The organism is Enterobacter sp. DC1 (assembly GCF_000568075.1).
In the GTDB taxonomy this organism is placed as follows: Bacteria; Pseudomonadota; Gammaproteobacteria; order Enterobacterales; family Enterobacteriaceae; genus Enterobacter; species Enterobacter asburiae.
Genome location: NZ_AZUA01000002.1, coordinates 367,537 through 385,499 on the forward strand (window position 1 = coordinate 367,537; position 17,963 = coordinate 385,499).

Below are 17,963 nucleotides of genomic sequence, written 5' to 3' on the forward strand. Positions count from 1 at the left end.
TTCTCAGAGTCGTACAAAACCCGACCATTAATTATCTTTCTCATCCAGCCAAACTCTTATATTTTTCTTTGATTATGCAAGCAACCTATACAGAGTATATTTACCTTATACAGGTTGGCAATATAAGAATATTTTTATTTAGATTTTATGAGCTGGGTTTAAAACACGCGTTACCAATAGGGATATACTTGTGCATAGCGACAATGAATTTTTTATTTCGATTTTTTAACCCGCTGCTTCGATACGTTTCTCCGGGGAGAACGTAACGGATAGTGGCCTCATCATCCGTTGAATTGCACCCCTGCTGCACAATGATTTTAAAAAAAGTGTTCCCGGTATTTTTAAGCACCCCGGCCTGCTCATCCAGGGTATAGCGCAGGTCGATTTTTCTCGGGCGCACCACCAGTATCGTATCTAGGGCGATAGCCGGTATCGCTTCGCTTCTTTTCCCCCCGTTGCGCTCCGGGAACATCGTGACGGGCAGCTCCGTGAACTGCACCCGGTAATAGCGCTCCCTATCATCCTGCGGGCCGCGGTAGAATATCTTAAAAAACTCACCGGCATCCGGCGCCAGCGAGAACGTCAGCGGCGCAAAGATCAGCTCCCCTTCTTCTATATCCTGGCGCTTCTCCCCGCCCGGCCCGGGCTTATCAATTTTCACCGCAGAAATGCGATACACATTCTGCTTTTTGCTGTCGTTAAAAATGCGTTTGCTGATGAATGACTTGTCCGCAGGCATCTCGTAAATCGTGGAATCGAGATACAGGGCGTGCGCCGAAAAGCTCAGCAGCGCCGCACCGATGATTGCCACATACCAGCGCTTCATTTGGTGACACCCAGCCAGTTCGCGGTGACTTTGATTTCGCCGCTGGCGCTAACCACGCCTTCCCAGTCGGAGCCTGCAACCGTCAGCGCCGAGCGGGAGTCATTCATCGGGAACAGCAGCGATAAGCCGGTGCTGAAGTAGCTTCCGTCGTCGGTGTTATTCGCATCCCACGGCGTTTGCTGCCACAACGCATCGTTAAGGCTGATGGGCGCCTCGCCGCAGCTATTGCGCACCTGCGTCACGCTGCCCGACTGGTTGCTGTACTGCAGATACGCCGGGATCGGCACGCTGATCCCGCCCTGCGAGGAGGTAAACAGGCAGTACGGCGTATTGTTAATGGTCGTGGTGTCCCCCGTGACCTGGGCGGTAATACTGTCCGCCTGACGCGGGCCGGAAACGGTGACGACATAGTCCATGCCAATCGGGGTATCATCGCCGATGGTGCCGCTGCCGCTTGCCGACGTGGTGTTATTCGACGAGACAATGCTAATTCCATACTCCTTCGGAATAATGTTCAGCTGCAACGATGGCGTGAACTCGTAATGCCCCGACTCCGGCGTTAAGCTATTGCGGAAGGCAAAGGTAAAAGGCTGACTGTTGGTAATGCTGTAGCCCGAGTCGACAAGGTTTTTAAGAAACGTCTTCGACAAAAAGAGATAGACGTAGTGGCCGTCCGTTGAGAAGACATTGTAATAGGCCGTCGTCGCGCTGAAGTTATACCAGTTCGAGCCGTTGCCGGAATAACGCACCGTTGACGCCGACGGGGTAAAGCCCAGCGCGGCGGAATCAATATAGGCCCTGAAGGTGAGCGAGGCGGTCAGGTTCGCGGTCTGCTGAAGGCTGTAGCTGACCATTTTGCAGATCACGCCGCTTACGTTTCCGACAACCCCCAACTCGCAGGCGCCGGAGTCATTGGTAATGCTCGGAGTCCCGTCGCTGGCGATCCACAGCTCCTGGAAAGCGCTGGTAGATTCCAGCGCCAGATGGCCGCGCTTGGTTAAGGTGTAGTTCACGTAGTTCCAGCGCCCGGTGCTTTGATCCTTACAGCGCTCGCCCCCCGCGTAATCATAGTTAACAGAGGTATAGCAGCGGTTAAAGACATACGTTTCGCTGCTGCCGGTCGGCATCGCGCGGAAATATTCGTAGGCCGAATCGCTCAGCGACGCAAAGCCGTACGCCCCGCCCACCACGCCCGCAACCGAGCCGACCTGAGCGTGGTAGAAACCGTTGCTGTCTTGACCCTGACCGGAGATATAACCGGACGTTGGACATTGCGTACCGCTGTAACAACGGATGCCGCTAAACGGCCCGTCAATCGGCGAATTATCGATCCACATATCCTGATAGTTATTCGCCGGAGCCGTCCAGCCCACGTAGCCGAGATAGCCGAGGCTCACCTGCGAGGTGCCGTATTTTACCCAGGTGTTGGATCCGCTAAAGCGAGGATCGAGCGCGGAGGGGGTAATGAAATACTCACCGTCCACGGCGTTTTCAATAAACAGAAAGTTATTGCTGACCGAGCCGGACGATGACGCGGTCAACGCTTTCGCCGCCAGCGGCGTCAATGCCACCGTAACGAGTAACGGAAGAATAAGGTTAACATTTTTCATAGCATTATCTCTGCGCCATAGTCGATTGCAGTGCGCATTGCACGTCCCCGACCCACGCTGCGCCGCGGGCTTTTTCCAGATCTAAATCGGCTTCGCAGATGTTGCCATTCGCCGAAACAAGGGTAATGACGGGGAATGTTTTATCGATATCAATCGCGAACTCACCTTTCGCATCGGTGCGCGTTTTACCGATGTGGTTATGAATATCGGTATTGGCCGCAAGCTGTCCGTTCGGATAGCGCACGCGCCCGAAGACGGTCACCATGCTTTTCACTTCCGGCGCCACCACACCAACGTTGCCCGGATAGAGGTTCAGCGACTGCTTACGCCCGGAGACGATATCAAAGCTGTCCTCGGAGTTGCGGTCGTTCATGATCTCCAGCTTGTACTGGGCGTAAGGCGGCAGCGCGATAAAGCTCGATTTGCCGCTCAGGACGTAGTGACGGTTATTAATTTTTGCCGCCAACTTGCCGTCCCCTGCCAGCCCGGTTTTCACGATGATGCCGGAACGCTGGCGCTCTTTGCTGAGGCCGAAATCGCCCCCCGCCCAGGCAACCGAACCCTGGGATGAGAAGTTCAGGTTGGTGGCGTTATCCGCCGAACGAGTAACGGAGACCGTCCCCGCGTTGTATTTGGTGGCGTAACTCATATTGCCGTTCACGGAATAATCGTTGCCGTAGTTCTGCTCGCCGCTCAGGCGGGTGGAAGCCGCGATCCCCGCCGAGGTAATTGGCCCGTCTTCAAACTGCTTGCGTGCGCTGATGTTGCCCTGCGTCGCACCGTAACGATCCCGCGATGCACCGACGCTCAGCCAGGAGGCCAGCGGCAGCGAGAAGTCGAGGCTGACGTAACGCTCCTGACGACCGTCGTCATTCCGGTTGTTGTAGTAGTAGCGCTGGACCCCGGCGCGCAGGCCGACGGTGGCGTAACGCCCGGCGTACAGCGTGGTGCTGTAATCCAGGTTGCGATATTTGTTGCCCGAGTAGAGATTTTCCGTCTGGCTCACCGTCAGCGATCCCCCGTGTGGAATAAAGCGTCCGAGGTTTATCGTGCCGCCAATTGAGTAGTTATCGCGCTCCTGCACCGGCAAACGGCCGCCAATCTTGCTGTCCTCGCGTGACGCCCACACCGAGCCAAACCCGCCGGGAGCGTTGAGGCTCACGCTGCTGACGTTGCGCCAGGTACCGTCGTTTGCCACCAGCGTTTGGGTGCCCACGCTCACGTATTCATTGACGTTTAAGGTCAGGTCGGTTTCGTTCACGGCATTGGAATCAAAGCCGTACAGCGTAGACTTCACGTTCAGGCCGGAGAGGATCGCTAGCGTCAGAGAGGCCGCACCGCCGGCAATCCAGGTCTGCTCGCTGCCGGCATTGTGGTAGTGATTGCGCTTGTAGCTTACGCGGTCGTAATCCAGCGATCCGCCGAACACCTGCCATGAGAGCTGGTCCAGCCCGGCGGCCTGCTGGCGCGCGAAGATTTTATTCACGCGGCTGACGCGGGTATTCACCGTGCGGCCGTTCACCACGATATCCACCGTCACGTCGTAAACCCCGTAGGGAAAACGGCTGGTGTCAATTTCGTAGCTGCCCATGTTGAAGTTCTGCACGCTCAGCAATCGCCCGTCGCGGAAGACGTGGACTTCCCCGGCGGCCGGAAGAAAGACCGTAATGGGAGTCAGCGACAGCGCGGTATTTTCCACCACTGTGCTGCCTTTATTGCCGTAGCTGGCGCCGTAGATTTTTCCGCCGTTCAGCGCGTTCAGGCTGGCAATGGACTGCACGTTCCACGTATCCAGCATCCCCAGCGCCAGGCGATAGCCCTCGTAGTCGCGTTCGTACATCGCGCGATACACCTTGCTCGAACTGTTGCTCTCGCCAATACCGTATACCGAACCGTTAATATTGAAGTGATGCTCCCGAAGCGAAAGGGTGTTATCCAGCGTTAAATAGCTGCGTGAGCTGCTCCCATTCTGATAGTCGTTGTAATAGGTGCCGAAATTGTAATTAAGCACGTTAGAGAGCCTGTCCACGCTGGACGGGCCTAATAAGGTGCTGCGCGCCACTACCGCCTCGGTTAGCGCGTCCCGGCTAACGATCATCTCCAGATGAAACGACGAAACATTCAGCTGCAGGCGGGCTTCCGGCGTCAGGGCAATCGCGGTGTTATCGACAAACTTAGCGTCAGCGATTTTTTCTACCATGGCGCGGGTTTTATCCGACAGCACGGCGTTATTTGGCAGGTCGGAAACCATAATCGACTTCACGGTAATATTCCCGTCGACCAGAGAGATCACCGCGTCCGCAATTTTCTGCTGACTCTTTTCGTCCGTTTCCCGATAGCGAATAAATACCGGAACCGTCATTCCCTGCTCCAGCGAACGGGCAAACGCGCCAGGAATAACGTATTTCCCGATCTTCACGGGTGCAGAATGTGCAAAGCCTGGTGTTAACGCTAACGAGAGAAATACACTTCCCCCAACGAGATATTTAAATGACATACGCATCCTTACACATCGGCATTTTAATTTTTGGTACCGATAATGGCGTTATGTTTTTACTTCACTGTAATAAATTGCTTGCCGTGCCAGATGCCGATACGGGTACGGCTATTCGACACATCGCTTTTTTGCAGCCTTATTTTTGTGCCCGGCATGACGTAATAACGCTCGCGGCAGCCCCTGCCCTGATCCTGCGCCTTGTCCTTGCAGGTGCCGTAGGCGATCACACGGAAGGAGACATTGCCGGTATTGGTAATCAGGTCGCCCTGACGGCTGTAGTCGAAGCGCTCCTTGCGCGGGGCGACAACCAGAATGGTGCCAATCTCCGCCGACGCCGTGGCCGTCGCGGCTTTACCGGCTTTGGTGGTTGCGCTTTCACTGATCGGCTCGTCTATCCACTGCAGGCGGTAATAACGCTCTTTATCGTCCTCCGGACCTTTATAGAAAAAACGGAACACATCTTTCGCTTCGCCAGGAAGAATAAGACTGGCGGGTGTCGATAATAATTCACCGGGATTAACGTTCAGCTCGACGCCGCCGGGCAGCGGAGAGGAGAGTTGTTTTACCGTCACACTCACGTAGCGCGCAGAATCCGTCGTGTTGATAATTTCTTTCGATAATGAACTCTCTTCGGAAGTCATTATCGATGTAATATCACCCACATTAATTGCCCAGCTGGAAAAGGATGTAGCAATCCCTGCCAACATGGCTATTGGCACATATTTAGTCATTACTTATTTCCTGAGAAAATTCGGGAGAGTAACTCTCCCGAATTTTATTCATTACGCTGGAGTGGTCCAGGTCGCGTTGAACTGTACTTTCACATCGCCAGTCCAGTAGCCGTCAGGCAACGCTGAGTAATCTGTTACCGGAGTCGTACCGTCAGAGGTAGCAGAGGAAATGGAGAACTTGAAGCTGGACTGATCGCTCACGCGCTCAGCACCGTTATAAGCACCATCAGCCATCAGGCTTTCGAGGCCAGAGGTTGAAGAGGAGTTAACCAGTACGGTTTCAGACGCGCTGGAAAGCGCATTGCCGTTCCATGCCACACCAACGTCCAGCGTTGACGCATCGCCGCTTGCGTTGGTCAGAGTATTGCTGATGACCTGTGCAGTCAGCTCGAAGTCTGTCGCACTTTCTTGTCCCTGAATGGTTACGTCAAAAGCGCCGTCCTGAGAGTTAAACCCGTTCAGGCCTTCCGCGTATTGGAAAGTCAGAGAGTTCAGTGGAGTAACAACCAGCATGCTGGTTGTATCTTTTGTAGCCGTTGCATCCCATGACGCTGTAGCAGATGCAGTCACATCAGCCATTGCATTTGCTGCTGCGAATACAGAAACCAGAGAGGCCACCAATAATAACTTTTTCATTTTTTTCTCCTGAGAACAAACGCGCAACCAGGCACTCTTTATAAGAACCAGGATGCTCCATTTAATTGCGAGCGAGATTTGCCGCGCCAAAAAAGTATTATTCGAAATAGCCTTCCCCACAACACTACAAAATACGAAAAACCTTAACATTTCTAAGAATTTTCTTATCACAAATAGGTTGGCAACACTCAACAACAACATTAAACGCCAATTTTAAATTTATTAACGGTTTTTAATTCTAAATTAATCACAAATTAAGGATTTTAATCCTATTTTGATTTTTTGATACAAATCAAAATAGAAAAAGAATTAAAAAAAGCCAAAAAGCATTATGAATCAATTAACTATTGAACTCGATTTAAAATAAAAATGTTTGTTAAATTTTTGCTAAAAACATGCATCAATTAAGTAAGCACGGGAAAAATCTTATACCGCACTAATAATTAGAGGAATATTCCTAGACTGTTAGTTAATAATAAGCGCTGAGCAACTATTTATATTTTTATCTAAGCGGAGTGACTTCGGAATATTCCACAAATAAAGAAACATTCCTGGATTAAACAGAATCCGCGAAGCGCCACGCAACGACGCCGCACCGGCACCATTCAGACCATTCCTGACAGTCTTCCATATTTCCTCCATTTTTCCGCTGTGTTAGCTGACTAAACTAGTATCATTCCCCGAAGTCTTCAGGATGAGAACGTATAACGATGAAAGGCAGTAACAAATCCCGCTGGGCAATCGCCGCTGGCATCATTGTGGTGGTCCTTGCCGCCGCCTGGTACTGGCACAGTCAATCCGCTAACGCCCCGGCACCCGCCGGTGCCAAGAGCGCGTCGCAGGGCCCAGCCGCCGGAGGCCGTCGCGGCATGCGCGGCGGCGCGCTGGCGCCGGTACAGGTGGCAACGGCGGTGAATAAAGCCGTTCCGCGCTATCTTACGGGCCTTGGGACCATTACCGCCGCCAACACCGTGACGGTGCGCAGCCGCGTCGACGGCCAGCTTCAGGCCATTCACTTCCAGGAAGGGCAGCAGGTTAAAGCCGGTGATTTACTGGCCGAAATCGACCCGAGCCAGTTTAAGGTCGCCCTCGCCCAGGCGCAGGGGCAGCTCGCGAAAGACAAAGCCACCCTCGCTAACGCCCGTCGCGATTTGGCCCGCTACCAGCAGCTGGTGAAAACCAACCTCGTATCTCGTCAGGAGCTGGACACCCAGCAGTCGCTGGTCAGCGAAACGCAGGGGACCATCAAAGCCGACGAGGCCGCCGTGGCCAGCGCACAGCTGCAGCTGGACTGGAGCCGCATCACCGCGCCGATTGACGGACGCGTGGGCCTGAAGCAGGTCGATATCGGCAACCAGATCTCCAGCGGCGACACCACGGGCATCGTGGTGATCACCCAGACTCACCCGATTGATTTAGTCTTTACCCTGCCGGAAAGTGACATTGCGACCGTGGTGCAGGCGCAAAAAGCCGGTAAAGGTCTGGTGGTGGAAGCCTGGGACCGCACCAACAAGCAGAAGCTGAGCGAAGGCTCTCTGCTCAGCCTGGATAACCAGATCGACACCACCACCGGCACCATCAAGCTGAAGGCGCGCTTTAACAACCAGGACGATGCCCTCTTCCCGAACCAGTTCGTCAACGCGCGCATGCTGGTCGCGACCGAAGAGAACGCGGTGGTGATCCCTACCGCTGCGCTGCAGATGGGTAACGAAGGTAACTTCGTCTGGGTACTTAACAGCGACAATAAGGTCAGCAAGCACCTGGTGAAAACCGGTATCCAGGACAGCCAGACGGTGGTCATCGCCGCAGGCCTTTCCGCAGGCGACCGCGTGGTCACCGACGGCATCGACCGTCTGACCGAAGGAGCCAAAGTGGAAGTGGTAGAACCTGCGAAACAGGGAGAGAAATTCTGATGCAGGTGATGCCGCCAGGCTCTACAGGTGGGCCGTCACGCCTGTTTATCCTCCGCCCTGTCGCCACCACGCTGCTGATGGTGGCGATCCTGCTCGCCGGGATTATCGGCTATCGCTTCCTGCCCGTGTCGGCGCTGCCGGAGGTGGATTACCCAACGATTCAGGTTGTCACTCTCTATCCAGGGGCCAGCCCGGACGTGGTGACGTCCGCCATTACCGCCCCGCTGGAGCGCCAGTTTGGGCAGATGTCGGGGCTAAAACAGATGTCCTCCCAGAGTTCAGGCGGGGCATCCGTCGTGACGCTGCAGTTCCAGCTGACGCTGTCGCTGGACGTCGCCGAGCAGGAGGTTCAGGCCGCGATTAACGCCGCCACCAACCTGCTGCCTTCGGACCTGCCCAACCCGCCGGTCTACAGCAAGGTGAACCCGGCGGATCCGCCGATCATGACGCTTGCCGTCACCTCCTCCGCCATGCCGATGACCCAGGTGGAAGATATGGTCGAAACGCGCGTGGCGCAGAAAATTTCTCAGGTCTCCGGCGTCGGCCTCGTCACGCTGGCGGGCGGCCAGCGCCCCGCCGTGCGCGTGAAGCTGAACGCGCAGGCGATTGCCGCGCTGGGCCTGACCAGCGAAACTATCCGCACCGCCATCAGCAGTGCCAACGTAAACTCGGCAAAAGGCTCGCTGGACGGCCCCACCCGCGCCGTGACGCTCTCTGCCAACGATCAGATGCAGTCCGCCGATGAATACCGCCAGCTGATTATTGCTTACCAGAACGGCGCTCCGGTGCGTCTGGGCGACGTGGCGACCGTGGAGCAAGGCGCGGAAAACAGCTGGCTCGGCGCCTGGGCCAACAGGCAGCAGGCGATCGTGATGAACGTGCAGCGCCAGCCGGGCGCTAACATCATCGAAACCGCCGACAGCATCCGCACCATGCTGCCGCAGCTGATCGAAAGCCTGCCGAAATCGGTCAGCGTGAAGGTGCTTTCCGACCGCACTACCAATATTCGCGCGTCGGTTACCGACACCCAGTTTGAGCTGATGCTGGCGATTGCGCTGGTGGTCATGATCATCTATCTGTTCCTGCGCAACGTTCCGGCAACCATTATTCCCGCCGTCGCCGTGCCGCTCTCGCTGGTCGGGACCTTTGCGGTGATGGTGTTCCTCGATTTTTCGATTAACAACCTGACGCTGATGGCGCTCACCATCGCCACCGGTTTCGTGGTGGATGACGCCATCGTCGTTATCGAGAACATTTCGCGCTATATCGAGAAAGGTGAAAAACCGCTGGCGGCCGCGCTGAAGGGTGCGGGCGAAATCGGCTTTACCATTATCTCGCTGACCTTCTCGCTGATTGCGGTGCTGATCCCGCTGCTGTTTATGGGCGATATCGTCGGACGTCTGTTCCGCGAGTTTGCCGTGACGCTGGCGGTCGCCATTTTGATCTCCGCCGTGGTGTCGCTGACCCTGACGCCGATGATGTGCGCCCGCATGCTGAGCCACGCGTCCCTGCGCAAGCAAAACCGCTTCTCGCGCGCCTCCGAGCGCATGTTCGAGCGGATTATTGCCGCCTACGGCCGCGTGCTGGCGAAAGTTCTGAACCATCCGTGGGCCACGCTCGGCGTGGCGCTGGGAACCCTGGCGCTCAGCGTGATGCTGTGGATTTTCATTCCGAAAGGTTTCTTCCCCATCCAGGACAACGGCATTATTCAGGGCACGCTTCAGGCCCCGCAGTCGGTCTCCTTCGCCAGTATGGCCCAGCGCCAGCAGCAGGTGTCTGAGATCGTCATGAAAGATCCGGCGGTGGAGAGCCTGACCTCGTACGTGGGCGTCGACGGCACCAACCCGTCGCTCAACAGCGCGCGTCTGCAGATCAACCTCAAGCCGCTGGATGAACGCGACGATCGCGTCAACGCCGTCATTGAGCGTCTGCAAAACGCCGTCGCGCGCGTGCCGGGCGTTGAGCTTTACCTGCAGCCGATCCAGGATTTGACCATTGATACCCAGGTCAGCCGCACGCAGTACCAGTTCACGCTGCAGGCCACCTCGCTGGACGCCCTCAGTACATGGGTGCCGCAGCTGGTGAATAGGCTTAACACCCTGCCGCAGCTCGCCGACGTCAGCAGCGACTGGCAGGACAAAGGGCTGGCGGCGTACGTGAACGTCAACCGCGATACCGCCAGCCGTCTGGGCATTACCATGGCGGACGTGGACAACGCGCTCTATAACGCCTTTGGTCAGCGCCTGATTTCCACCATTTACACCCAGGCGAACCAGTATCGCGTGGTGCTGGAGCACAACACGGAGAACACGCCCGGCCTGGCGGGGCTGGACTCGGTGCGCCTGACCAGCAAAGACGGCGGCATTGTGCCGCTGAGCGCTATCGCTACGGTGGAAGAACGCTATACCCCGCTGTCGATCAACCATCTGGATCAGTTCCCGTCCACCACCATCTCCTTCAACGTGCCGGACAATTATTCTCTCGGCGAAGCGGTGGAGGCCATTCAGGCTGCTGAAAAAGAGCTCAGCTTCCCGTCCGATATTCAGACCCAGTTCCAGGGCAGCACGCTGGCGTTTCAGGCCGCGCTGGGTAACACCATCTGGCTGATCGTCGCGGCTGTCGTGGCGATGTACATCGTGCTCGGGGTGCTGTACGAAAGCTTTATCCACCCGATCACCATCCTCTCTACCCTGCCGACGGCGGGCGTGGGGGCGCTGCTGGCACTGATGCTGGCGGGCAGCGAGCTGGACGTCATTGCCATCATCGGCATTATCCTGCTTATCGGGATCGTGAAGAAAAACGCCATCATGATGATCGACTTCGCCCTGGCCGCCGAGCGCGAGCAGGGCATGTCGCCGCGCGACGCCATTTTCCAGGCCTGTCTGCTGCGTTTTCGTCCGATCCTGATGACCACGCTGGCCGCCCTGCTGGGCGCGCTGCCGCTGATGCTCAGCACGGGCGTCGGCGCGGAGCTGCGCCGTCCGCTGGGTATCGGCATGGTCGGCGGGCTGCTGGTGAGCCAGGTGCTAACGCTCTTCACCACGCCGGTGATCTACCTGCTGTTTGACCGCCTGGCGCTGTGGACCAAAAGCCGCTTCCCGAAACGTGAAGAGGAGGCATAAGTGAAGTTTTTCGCCCTCTTCATTTATCGCCCGGTGGCGACGATTTTAATCTCACTCGCCATTACCCTCTGCGGGGTGCTGGGCTTCCGGCTGCTGCCGGTGGCCCCGCTGCCGCAGGTGGATTTCCCGGTGATCATGGTCAGCGCCTCGCTGCCGGGTGCGTCACCGGAGACCATGGCCTCGTCGGTTGCCACGCCGCTGGAGCGTTCCCTTGGGCGAATTGCGGGGGTCAACGAGATGACCTCCAGCAGCTCGCTGGGCAGCACGCGCATCATTCTGGAGTTCAGCTTCGACCGGGATATTAACGGTGCGGCGCGCGACGTGCAGGCGGCCATCAACGCCGCGCAAAGCCTGCTGCCGAGCGGGATGCCGAGCCGCCCAACCTACCGCAAGGCCAACCCGTCCGATGCGCCAATCATGATCCTGACGCTGACCTCGGATACGTACTCTCAGGGGCAGCTTTACGACTTTGCGTCTACCCAACTGGCGCAGACAATCTCACAAATTAACGGCGTCGGTGACGTGAGCGTCGGCGGAAGTTCCCTGCCCGCCGTGCGCGTGGGCCTAAACCCGCAGGCGCTGTTCAACCAGGGTGTGTCGCTGGATGACGTGCGCTCCGCCATCAGCACGGCCAACGTCCGCAAGCCGCAGGGGGCGATTGAGGACGGCAGCCACCGCTGGCAGATCCACACCAACGACGAGCTGAAAACCGCCGCCGAATATCAGCCGCTCATTATTCACTACAACAACGGCGCGGCGGTGCGCTTGAGCGACGTTGCCAGCGTCACCGACTCGGTGCAGGACGTGCGTAACGCCGGGATGACCAACGCTAAGCCGGCCATTCTGCTGATGATCCGCAAGCTGCCGGAAGCGAACATTATTGAGACGGTGAACAGCATTCGCGCCCGCCTTCCGGACCTGCAGGAGACCATCCCGGCAGCAATCGATCTGCAAATTGCGCAGGATCGCTCCCCGACCATTCGCGCCTCGCTTGAAGAGGTGGAGCAAACGCTGATTATCTCCGTCGCGCTGGTGATCCTGGTGGTCTTCCTGTTCCTGCGCTCCGGCCGCGCGACGCTTATCCCGGCGGTGGCCGTGCCGGTCTCGCTGATCGGGACCTTTGCCGCCATGTACCTGTGCGGGTTTAGCCTCAACAACCTGTCGCTGATGGCCCTGACGATTGCCACGGGCTTCGTGGTGGATGATGCCATCGTGGTGCTGGAAAACATTTCCCGCCACCTGGAAGCGGGCGTGAAGCCGCTGCAGGCCGCGCTGCAGGGCACGCGCGAGGTGGGCTTTACGGTGCTCTCCATGAGCCTGTCGCTGGTGGCGGTATTCCTGCCGCTGCTGCTGATGGGCGGTCTGCCGGGCCGGCTGCTCCGCGAGTTTGCCGTCACCCTCTCCGTCGCCATCGGCATTTCGCTGGTTATCTCCTTAACGCTGACGCCAATGATGTGCGGCTGGATGCTCAAGCGCAGCAAACCGCACTCGCAGCCGCGACGCAAAGGCTTTGGTCGCTTCCTGATGGCGATGCAGGAAGGCTACGGCAAATCGCTGAAGTGGGTGCTGAACCATACGCGGCTGGTTGGCCTGGTGCTGATCGGCACCATCGTGCTCAACGTCTGGATGTACATCACCATCCCGAAAACCTTCTTCCCCGAGCAGGACACCGGCGTGCTGATGGGAGGGATTCAGGCGGACCAGAGCATTTCTTTCCAGGCGATGCGCGGCAAGCTGCAGGACTTCATGAAGATTATTCGTGAAGACAAAGCCGTGGATAACGTCACCGGCTTTACCGGCGGGTCACGCGTTAACAGCGGGATGATGTTTATTACCCTGAAACCGCGCGGCGAACGCAACGAAACCGCCCAGCAGGTGATTGACCGTCTGAGGGTTAAGCTCGCCAAAGAGCCGGGGGCAAACCTGTTTTTGATGGCCGTTCAGGATATCCGCGTCGGCGGCCGTCAGGCGAACGCCAGCTATCAGTACACGTTGCTCTCGGACGATTTAGCCGCCCTGCGCGAGTGGGAGCCGAAGATCCGCAAGGCGCTGGCCGCCCTGCCGCAGCTGGCGGACGTCAACTCCGATCAGCAGGACAACGGCGCCGAGATGGCCCTGACCTACGACCGCGAAACCATGTCGCGGCTGGGCATTAACGTTGAAGCCGCCAACAGCCTGCTGAACAACGCCTTCGGCCAGCGCGAGATCTCCACCATCTACCAGCCGATGAACCAGTACAAGGTGGTGATGGAAGTTGACCCGCGCTATACCCAGGACATCAGCGCCCTGGACAAGATGTTTGTGATTAACAACGACGGCAAGGCGATTCCGCTCTCCTACTTTGCCAGCTGGCAGCCTGCCAACGCGCCGCTGTCGGTGAACCATCAGGGGCTTTCGGCGGCGTCGACCATCTCCTTTAACCTGCCCGCCGGTTCGTCGCTTTCTGAGGCTAGCGATGCAATCAACCGCGCGATGACGCAGCTTGGCGTGCCGTCCACCGTGCGCGGCAGCTTTGCCGGGACCGCGCAGGTGTTCCAGGAGACGATGAACTCGCAGGTGATTTTGATTCTGGCCGCCATCGCCACGGTTTATATTGTGCTGGGCGTGCTGTACGAGAGCTACGTTCACCCGCTGACCATTCTCTCGACGCTGCCGTCGGCGGGCGTGGGGGCGCTGCTGGCGCTGGAGCTGTTCGGCGCGCCGTTCAGCCTGATCGCGCTCATCGGGATCATGCTGTTGATCGGCATTGTGAAGAAAAACGCGATCATGATGGTCGATTTCGCCCTGGACGCCCAGCGCAACGGCAATCTGTCGCCGGAAGAAGCCATCTTCCAGGCCTGCCTGCTGCGTTTTCGTCCGATCATGATGACCACCCTGGCGGCGCTGTTTGGCGCGCTGCCGCTGGTTATCTCGGGCGGCGACGGCTCAGAGCTGCGCCAGCCGCTGGGGATCACCATCGTCGGCGGCCTGGTCATGAGCCAGCTGCTGACGTTGTACACCACGCCGGTGGTCTATCTGTTCTTCGACCGCCTGCGGCTGCGCTTTTCGCGTAAAAACAGAACCACGGTGACCGAGTAGATGACCGATCTCCCCGCTAACGTTCGCTGGCAGCTATGGATAGTCGCATTCGGCTTCTTTATGCAGTCGCTGGATACGACCATCGTCAACACCGCCCTCCCCTCCATGGCGAAAAGCCTGGGGGAGAGCCCGCTGCATATGCATATGGTGATTGTCTCCTACGTGCTGACGGTTGCCGTAATGCTGCCAGCCAGCGGCTGGCTGGCGGACAAAGTGGGGGTGCGGAATATCTTCTTTACCGCCATCGTGCTGTTTACCACCGGCTCGCTGTTTTGCGCCCAGGCCAGCACCCTCGACCAGCTGGTGATGGCGCGCGTGCTGCAGGGCGTTGGCGGGGCGATGATGGTCCCCGTCGGGCGGCTAACGGTGATGAAGATTGTGCCGCGCGAGCAGTACATGGCGGCGATGACCTTTGTGACCCTGCCCGGCCAGGTGGGGCCGCTGCTGGGCCCGGCGCTTGGCGGCATTTTGGTGGAATACGCCTCCTGGCACTGGATCTTCTTAATCAATCTTCCTGTTGGCATCATCGGCGCCATCGCCACCCTGACGCTGATGCCGAACTACAAAATGCAGACGCGGCGCTTTGATTTCTTTGGCTTTATTCTGCTGGCGGCGGGCATGGCCACGCTGACCCTGGCGCTCGACGGACAAAAAGGGCTGGGGATTTCACCCCTGACGCTCGGGCTCCTGATCGCGCTCGGCGTTACCGCCATACTGTGGTACCTGCGGCATGCCAGAGGTAACGATAAGGCGCTCTTCAGCCTGAACCTGTTTAAAAACCCTACCTACCGTCTTGGCCTGTTCGGCAGCTTCGCCGGACGCGTCGGCAGCGGCATGCTGCCGTTCATGACGCCCGTTTTCCTGCAAATCGGAATGGGATTTTCGCCGTTCCACGCGGGCCTGATGATGATCCCGATGGTGCTCGGCAGCATGGGAATGAAGCGCATCGTGGTGCAGGTCGTGAACTGCTTTGGCTACCGTCACGTGCTGGTCACCGCCACGCTGGGGCTGGCGCTGGTGAGTCTGGTGTTTATGGCCGTGGCGCTGATGGGCTGGTACTACGTTCTGCCGCTGGTGCTGTTCTGCCAGGGGATCGTCAACTCCATGCGCTTCTCGTCGATGAATACCCTGACGCTGAAGGATCTGCCGGACGATCTGGCGAGCAGCGGCAACAGCCTGCTGTCGATGATCATGCAGCTCTCGATGAGCGTCGGGGTGACCATCGCGGGCTTACTGCTCGGCATGTACGGCCAGCACCACCTCAGCGTCGACACGCCGGTGGCGCATCAGGTCTTTTTGTATACCTATCTCAGCATGGCGGTCATCATCGCCCTGCCCGCTTTCATCTTCGCCAGAGTGCCGGATGATACCAGCAAGAACGTCGTGATTAGGCGCGGCAAAAGGAGTGGTTCATGAAATTCTGGCGTCCGGGCATTACCGGCAAGCTCTTTGTGGCGATCTTTGCCACCTGTATCGTCCTGCTGATCACCATGCACTGGGCGGTGCGGATCAGCTTTGAGCGCGGTTTTATTGATTACATCAAGCATGGCAATGAACAGCGTTTACAGGGCTTAAGCGATGCGCTGAGTGAACAGTACGCCCAGCACGGCAACTGGCGTTTTCTGCGCAATAACGACCGCTTTATTTTCCAGATCCTGCGCTCGCTGGAGCACGATACCGGTGACGATCGCCCGGGGCCAGGCATGCCGCCGCACGGCTGGCGCACCCAATTCTGGGTGATCGACCAGGACATGCGCACGCTGGTTGGCCCGCGCGCGCCGATACCGCCGGACGGCACCCGTCGTGCAATCAAAGTCAACAATGCGACTGTCGGCTGGGTTATCGCCTCCCCGGTGGAGCGCCTGACGCGCAACACCGACATCAACTTTGACCGCCAGCAGCGTCGGACAAGCTGGCTGATTGTCGCCCTCTCCACCCTGCTCGCCGCGCTCGCCACCTTCCCGCTGGCGCGCGGCCTGCTCGCCCCGGTGAAACGGCTGGTGGAAGGCACGCACAAGCTGGCCGCCGGGGATTTCACCACCCGCGTCGATACCCGCAGCCAGGACGAACTGGGCAAGCTGGCGCAGGATTTTAACCAGCTTGCCAGCACGCTGGAGAAGAACCAGCAGATGCGCCGCGACTTTATGGCCGATATTTCTCACGAGCTGCGCACGCCGCTGGCGGTGCTGCGCGGCGAGCTGGAGGCCATTCAGGACGGCGTGCGCCAGTTTACGCCCGAATCGGTGGCCTCTCTGCAGGCGGAGGTGGGTACGCTCACCAAGCTGGTGGACGATCTCCACCAGCTCTCCATGTCCGACGAAGGCGCGCTGGCCTACCAGAAAGCGCCGGTGGATGTGATTAACATTCTGGAAGTGATCAGCGGCGCCTTCCGCGAGCGGTTTGCCAGCCGCAACCTGACAATCGACCACTCCCTGCCGGACAGCGCGGTGGTGTTTGGCGACAAAGACCGGCTGATGCAGCTGTTCAATAACCTGCTGGAAAACAGCCTGCGCTACACCGACAGCGGCGGCGGGCTGCACATCTCAGGCAGGCAGGGAAACGGGCGCTTTGCCCTCACCTTCGCGGATTCCGCCCCCGGCGTGCAGGACGCGCAGCTGGAAAAATTGTTTGAACGTTTCTACCGCACCGAAGGCTCCCGCAACCGCGCCAGCGGCGGTTCCGGCCTGGGACTGGCGATTTGCGTTAACATCGTCGAGGCGCATAATGGCACGATCCGCGCCGCCCATTCGCCTTTTGGCGGGGTTAGCATTACAGTAGAGTTACCTCTGGAACGGGATTTATCGAGAGAAGTATGACCGAGTTACCGATTGACGAAAACACGCCGCGCATTTTGATCGTGGAAGACGAGCCCAAGCTTGGGCAGCTGCTGATCGACTATTTACGCGCGGCCAGCTACGCTCCATCGCTAATCAGCCACGGCGACCAGGTGCTGCCATACGTGCGCCAGACCCCGCCAGATCTGATCCTGCTGGATTTAATGCTGCCGGGCGTTGACGGGCTGACCCTGTGCCGGGAAATTCGTCGCTTCTCCGACGTGCCGATCGTCATGGTCACCGCCAAAATTGAAGAGATTGACCGCCTGCTGGGGCTCGAAATTGGCGCGGACGATTACATCTGCAAACCCTACAGCCCGCGTGAAGTGGTCGCCCGCGTGAAAACCATTCTGCGCCGCTGCAGGCCGCAGCGCGAGCTTCAGGTCCTCGACGCCGAAAGCCCGCTGATTGTGGATGAAAGCCGCTTCCAGGCGAGCTGGCGCAGCAAGCTGCTGGACCTGACGCCTGCGGAGTTCCGCCTGCTGAAAACCCTCTCCCACGAGCCGGGAAAAGTCTTTTCCCGCGAACAGCTGCTGAACCACCTGTATGACGATTACCGCGTCGTAACCGACCGCACCATCGACAGCCATATCAAAAACCTGCGCCGCAAGCTGGAGGCGCTGGACGCCGAGCAGTCGTTTATCCGCGCGGTGTACGGCGTGGGGTATCGCTGGGAAGCGGATGCGTGCAGGATTATGTAGTCTCTTGTTTTGAAA

At 58.1% G+C, this 17,963-nt stretch carries 11 protein-coding genes; 6 read left to right on the forward strand and 5 right to left on the reverse strand.

Annotated features, from left to right (window positions below; genetic code table 11):
* Positions 1–145: 145 nt before the first annotated feature.
* From P346_RS13975 to ecpA, 5 genes are read right to left on the reverse strand one after another with little or no spacing between them, the layout of a single operon-like run.
* Positions 146–826: a fimbrial biogenesis chaperone gene (locus P346_RS13975; RefSeq protein ID WP_032658846.1), complete on the reverse strand. Its 681-nt coding sequence runs from the start codon at positions 824–826 to the stop codon at positions 146–148.
* The gene (locus tag P346_RS13970; RefSeq protein WP_032658849.1) at positions 823–2,436 is read right to left on the reverse strand and encodes a hypothetical protein; all 1,614 of its coding nucleotides are present in this window, start codon (positions 2,434–2,436) and stop codon (positions 823–825) included. The genes P346_RS13975 and P346_RS13970 overlap by 4 nt, the downstream gene beginning before the upstream one ends.
* Before the next feature lie 4 nt (positions 2,437–2,440).
* Positions 2,441–4,933: a TcfC E-set like domain-containing protein gene (locus tag P346_RS13965; protein WP_032658852.1), complete on the reverse strand. Its 2,493-nt coding sequence runs from the start codon at positions 4,931–4,933 to the stop codon at positions 2,441–2,443.
* Between the two features lie 56 nt (positions 4,934–4,989).
* Positions 4,990–5,664 (reverse strand): hypothetical protein, encoded by a 675-nt coding sequence (locus tag P346_RS13960; RefSeq protein ID WP_032658854.1) that lies wholly within the window; start codon positions 5,662–5,664, stop codon positions 4,990–4,992.
* A gap of 51 nt (positions 5,665–5,715) precedes the next feature.
* Positions 5,716–6,300, reverse strand: a complete 585-nt coding sequence (ecpA, locus tag P346_RS13955; protein ID WP_032658856.1) for a common pilus major fimbrillin subunit EcpA — start codon at positions 6,298–6,300, stop codon at positions 5,716–5,718.
* Positions 6,301–7,010: 710 nt separating this feature from the next.
* On the opposite strand from ecpA, the gene P346_RS13950 reads away from it, so the two are divergent.
* The 6 genes from P346_RS13950 to baeR are packed head-to-tail and all read left to right on the forward strand — an operon-like array spanning position 7,011 to position 17,948.
* Complete coding sequence (locus P346_RS13950) at positions 7,011–8,213, forward strand: MdtA/MuxA family multidrug efflux RND transporter periplasmic adaptor subunit (protein ID WP_032658859.1); 1,203 nt, start codon at positions 7,011–7,013, stop codon at positions 8,211–8,213.
* A complete protein-coding gene (locus tag P346_RS13945; RefSeq protein ID WP_032658861.1) occupies positions 8,213–11,335 on the forward strand; it encodes an MdtB/MuxB family multidrug efflux RND transporter permease subunit in 3,123 nt (1,040 codons plus the stop codon). The genes P346_RS13950 and P346_RS13945 overlap by 1 nt, the downstream gene beginning before the upstream one ends.
* Entirely contained in the window at positions 11,336–14,413 is a 3,078-nt protein-coding gene (gene mdtC / locus P346_RS13940) for a multidrug efflux RND transporter permease subunit MdtC (RefSeq protein WP_032658863.1), read from the forward strand.
* A complete protein-coding gene (locus P346_RS13935) occupies positions 14,414–15,829 on the forward strand; it encodes an MFS transporter (protein WP_032658864.1) in 1,416 nt (471 codons plus the stop codon).
* Positions 15,826–17,229 carry a two-component system sensor histidine kinase BaeS gene (baeS, locus tag P346_RS13930; protein WP_032658866.1) on the forward strand — a complete coding sequence of 468 codons (1,404 nt, stop codon included), beginning with the start codon at positions 15,826–15,828 and terminating at the stop codon, positions 17,227–17,229. The genes P346_RS13935 and baeS overlap by 4 nt, the downstream gene beginning before the upstream one ends.
* Positions 17,226–17,948 carry a two-component system response regulator BaeR gene (baeR, locus tag P346_RS13925; protein WP_023312418.1) on the forward strand — a complete coding sequence of 241 codons (723 nt, stop codon included), beginning with the start codon at positions 17,226–17,228 and terminating at the stop codon, positions 17,946–17,948. Before baeS ends, baeR begins: the two co-directional genes overlap by 4 nt.
* Positions 17,949–17,963: the final 15 nt, after the last annotated feature.

Coding starts and splice junctions, on each gene's coding strand:
- P346_RS13975 (WP_032658846.1), bottom strand. CDS start 826: ATGAAGCGCTGGTATGTGGCAATCATCGGTGCGGCGCTGCTGAGCTTT.
- P346_RS13970 (WP_032658849.1), bottom strand. CDS start 2,436: ATGAAAAATGTTAACCTTATTCTTCCGTTACTCGTTACGGTGGCATTG.
- P346_RS13965 (WP_032658852.1), bottom strand. CDS start 4,933: ATGTCATTTAAATATCTCGTTGGGGGAAGTGTATTTCTCTCGTTAGCG.
- P346_RS13960 (WP_032658854.1), bottom strand. CDS start 5,664: ATGACTAAATATGTGCCAATAGCCATGTTGGCAGGGATTGCTACATCC.
- ecpA (WP_032658856.1), bottom strand. CDS start 6,300: ATGAAAAAGTTATTATTGGTGGCCTCTCTGGTTTCTGTATTCGCAGCA.
- P346_RS13950 (WP_032658859.1), top strand. CDS start 7,011: ATGAAAGGCAGTAACAAATCCCGCTGGGCAATCGCCGCTGGCATCATT.
- P346_RS13945 (WP_032658861.1), top strand. CDS start 8,213: ATGCAGGTGATGCCGCCAGGCTCTACAGGTGGGCCGTCACGCCTGTTT.
- P346_RS13935 (WP_032658864.1), top strand. CDS start 14,414: ATGACCGATCTCCCCGCTAACGTTCGCTGGCAGCTATGGATAGTCGCA.
- baeS (WP_032658866.1), top strand. CDS start 15,826: ATGAAATTCTGGCGTCCGGGCATTACCGGCAAGCTCTTTGTGGCGATC.
- baeR (WP_023312418.1), top strand. CDS start 17,226: ATGACCGAGTTACCGATTGACGAAAACACGCCGCGCATTTTGATCGTG.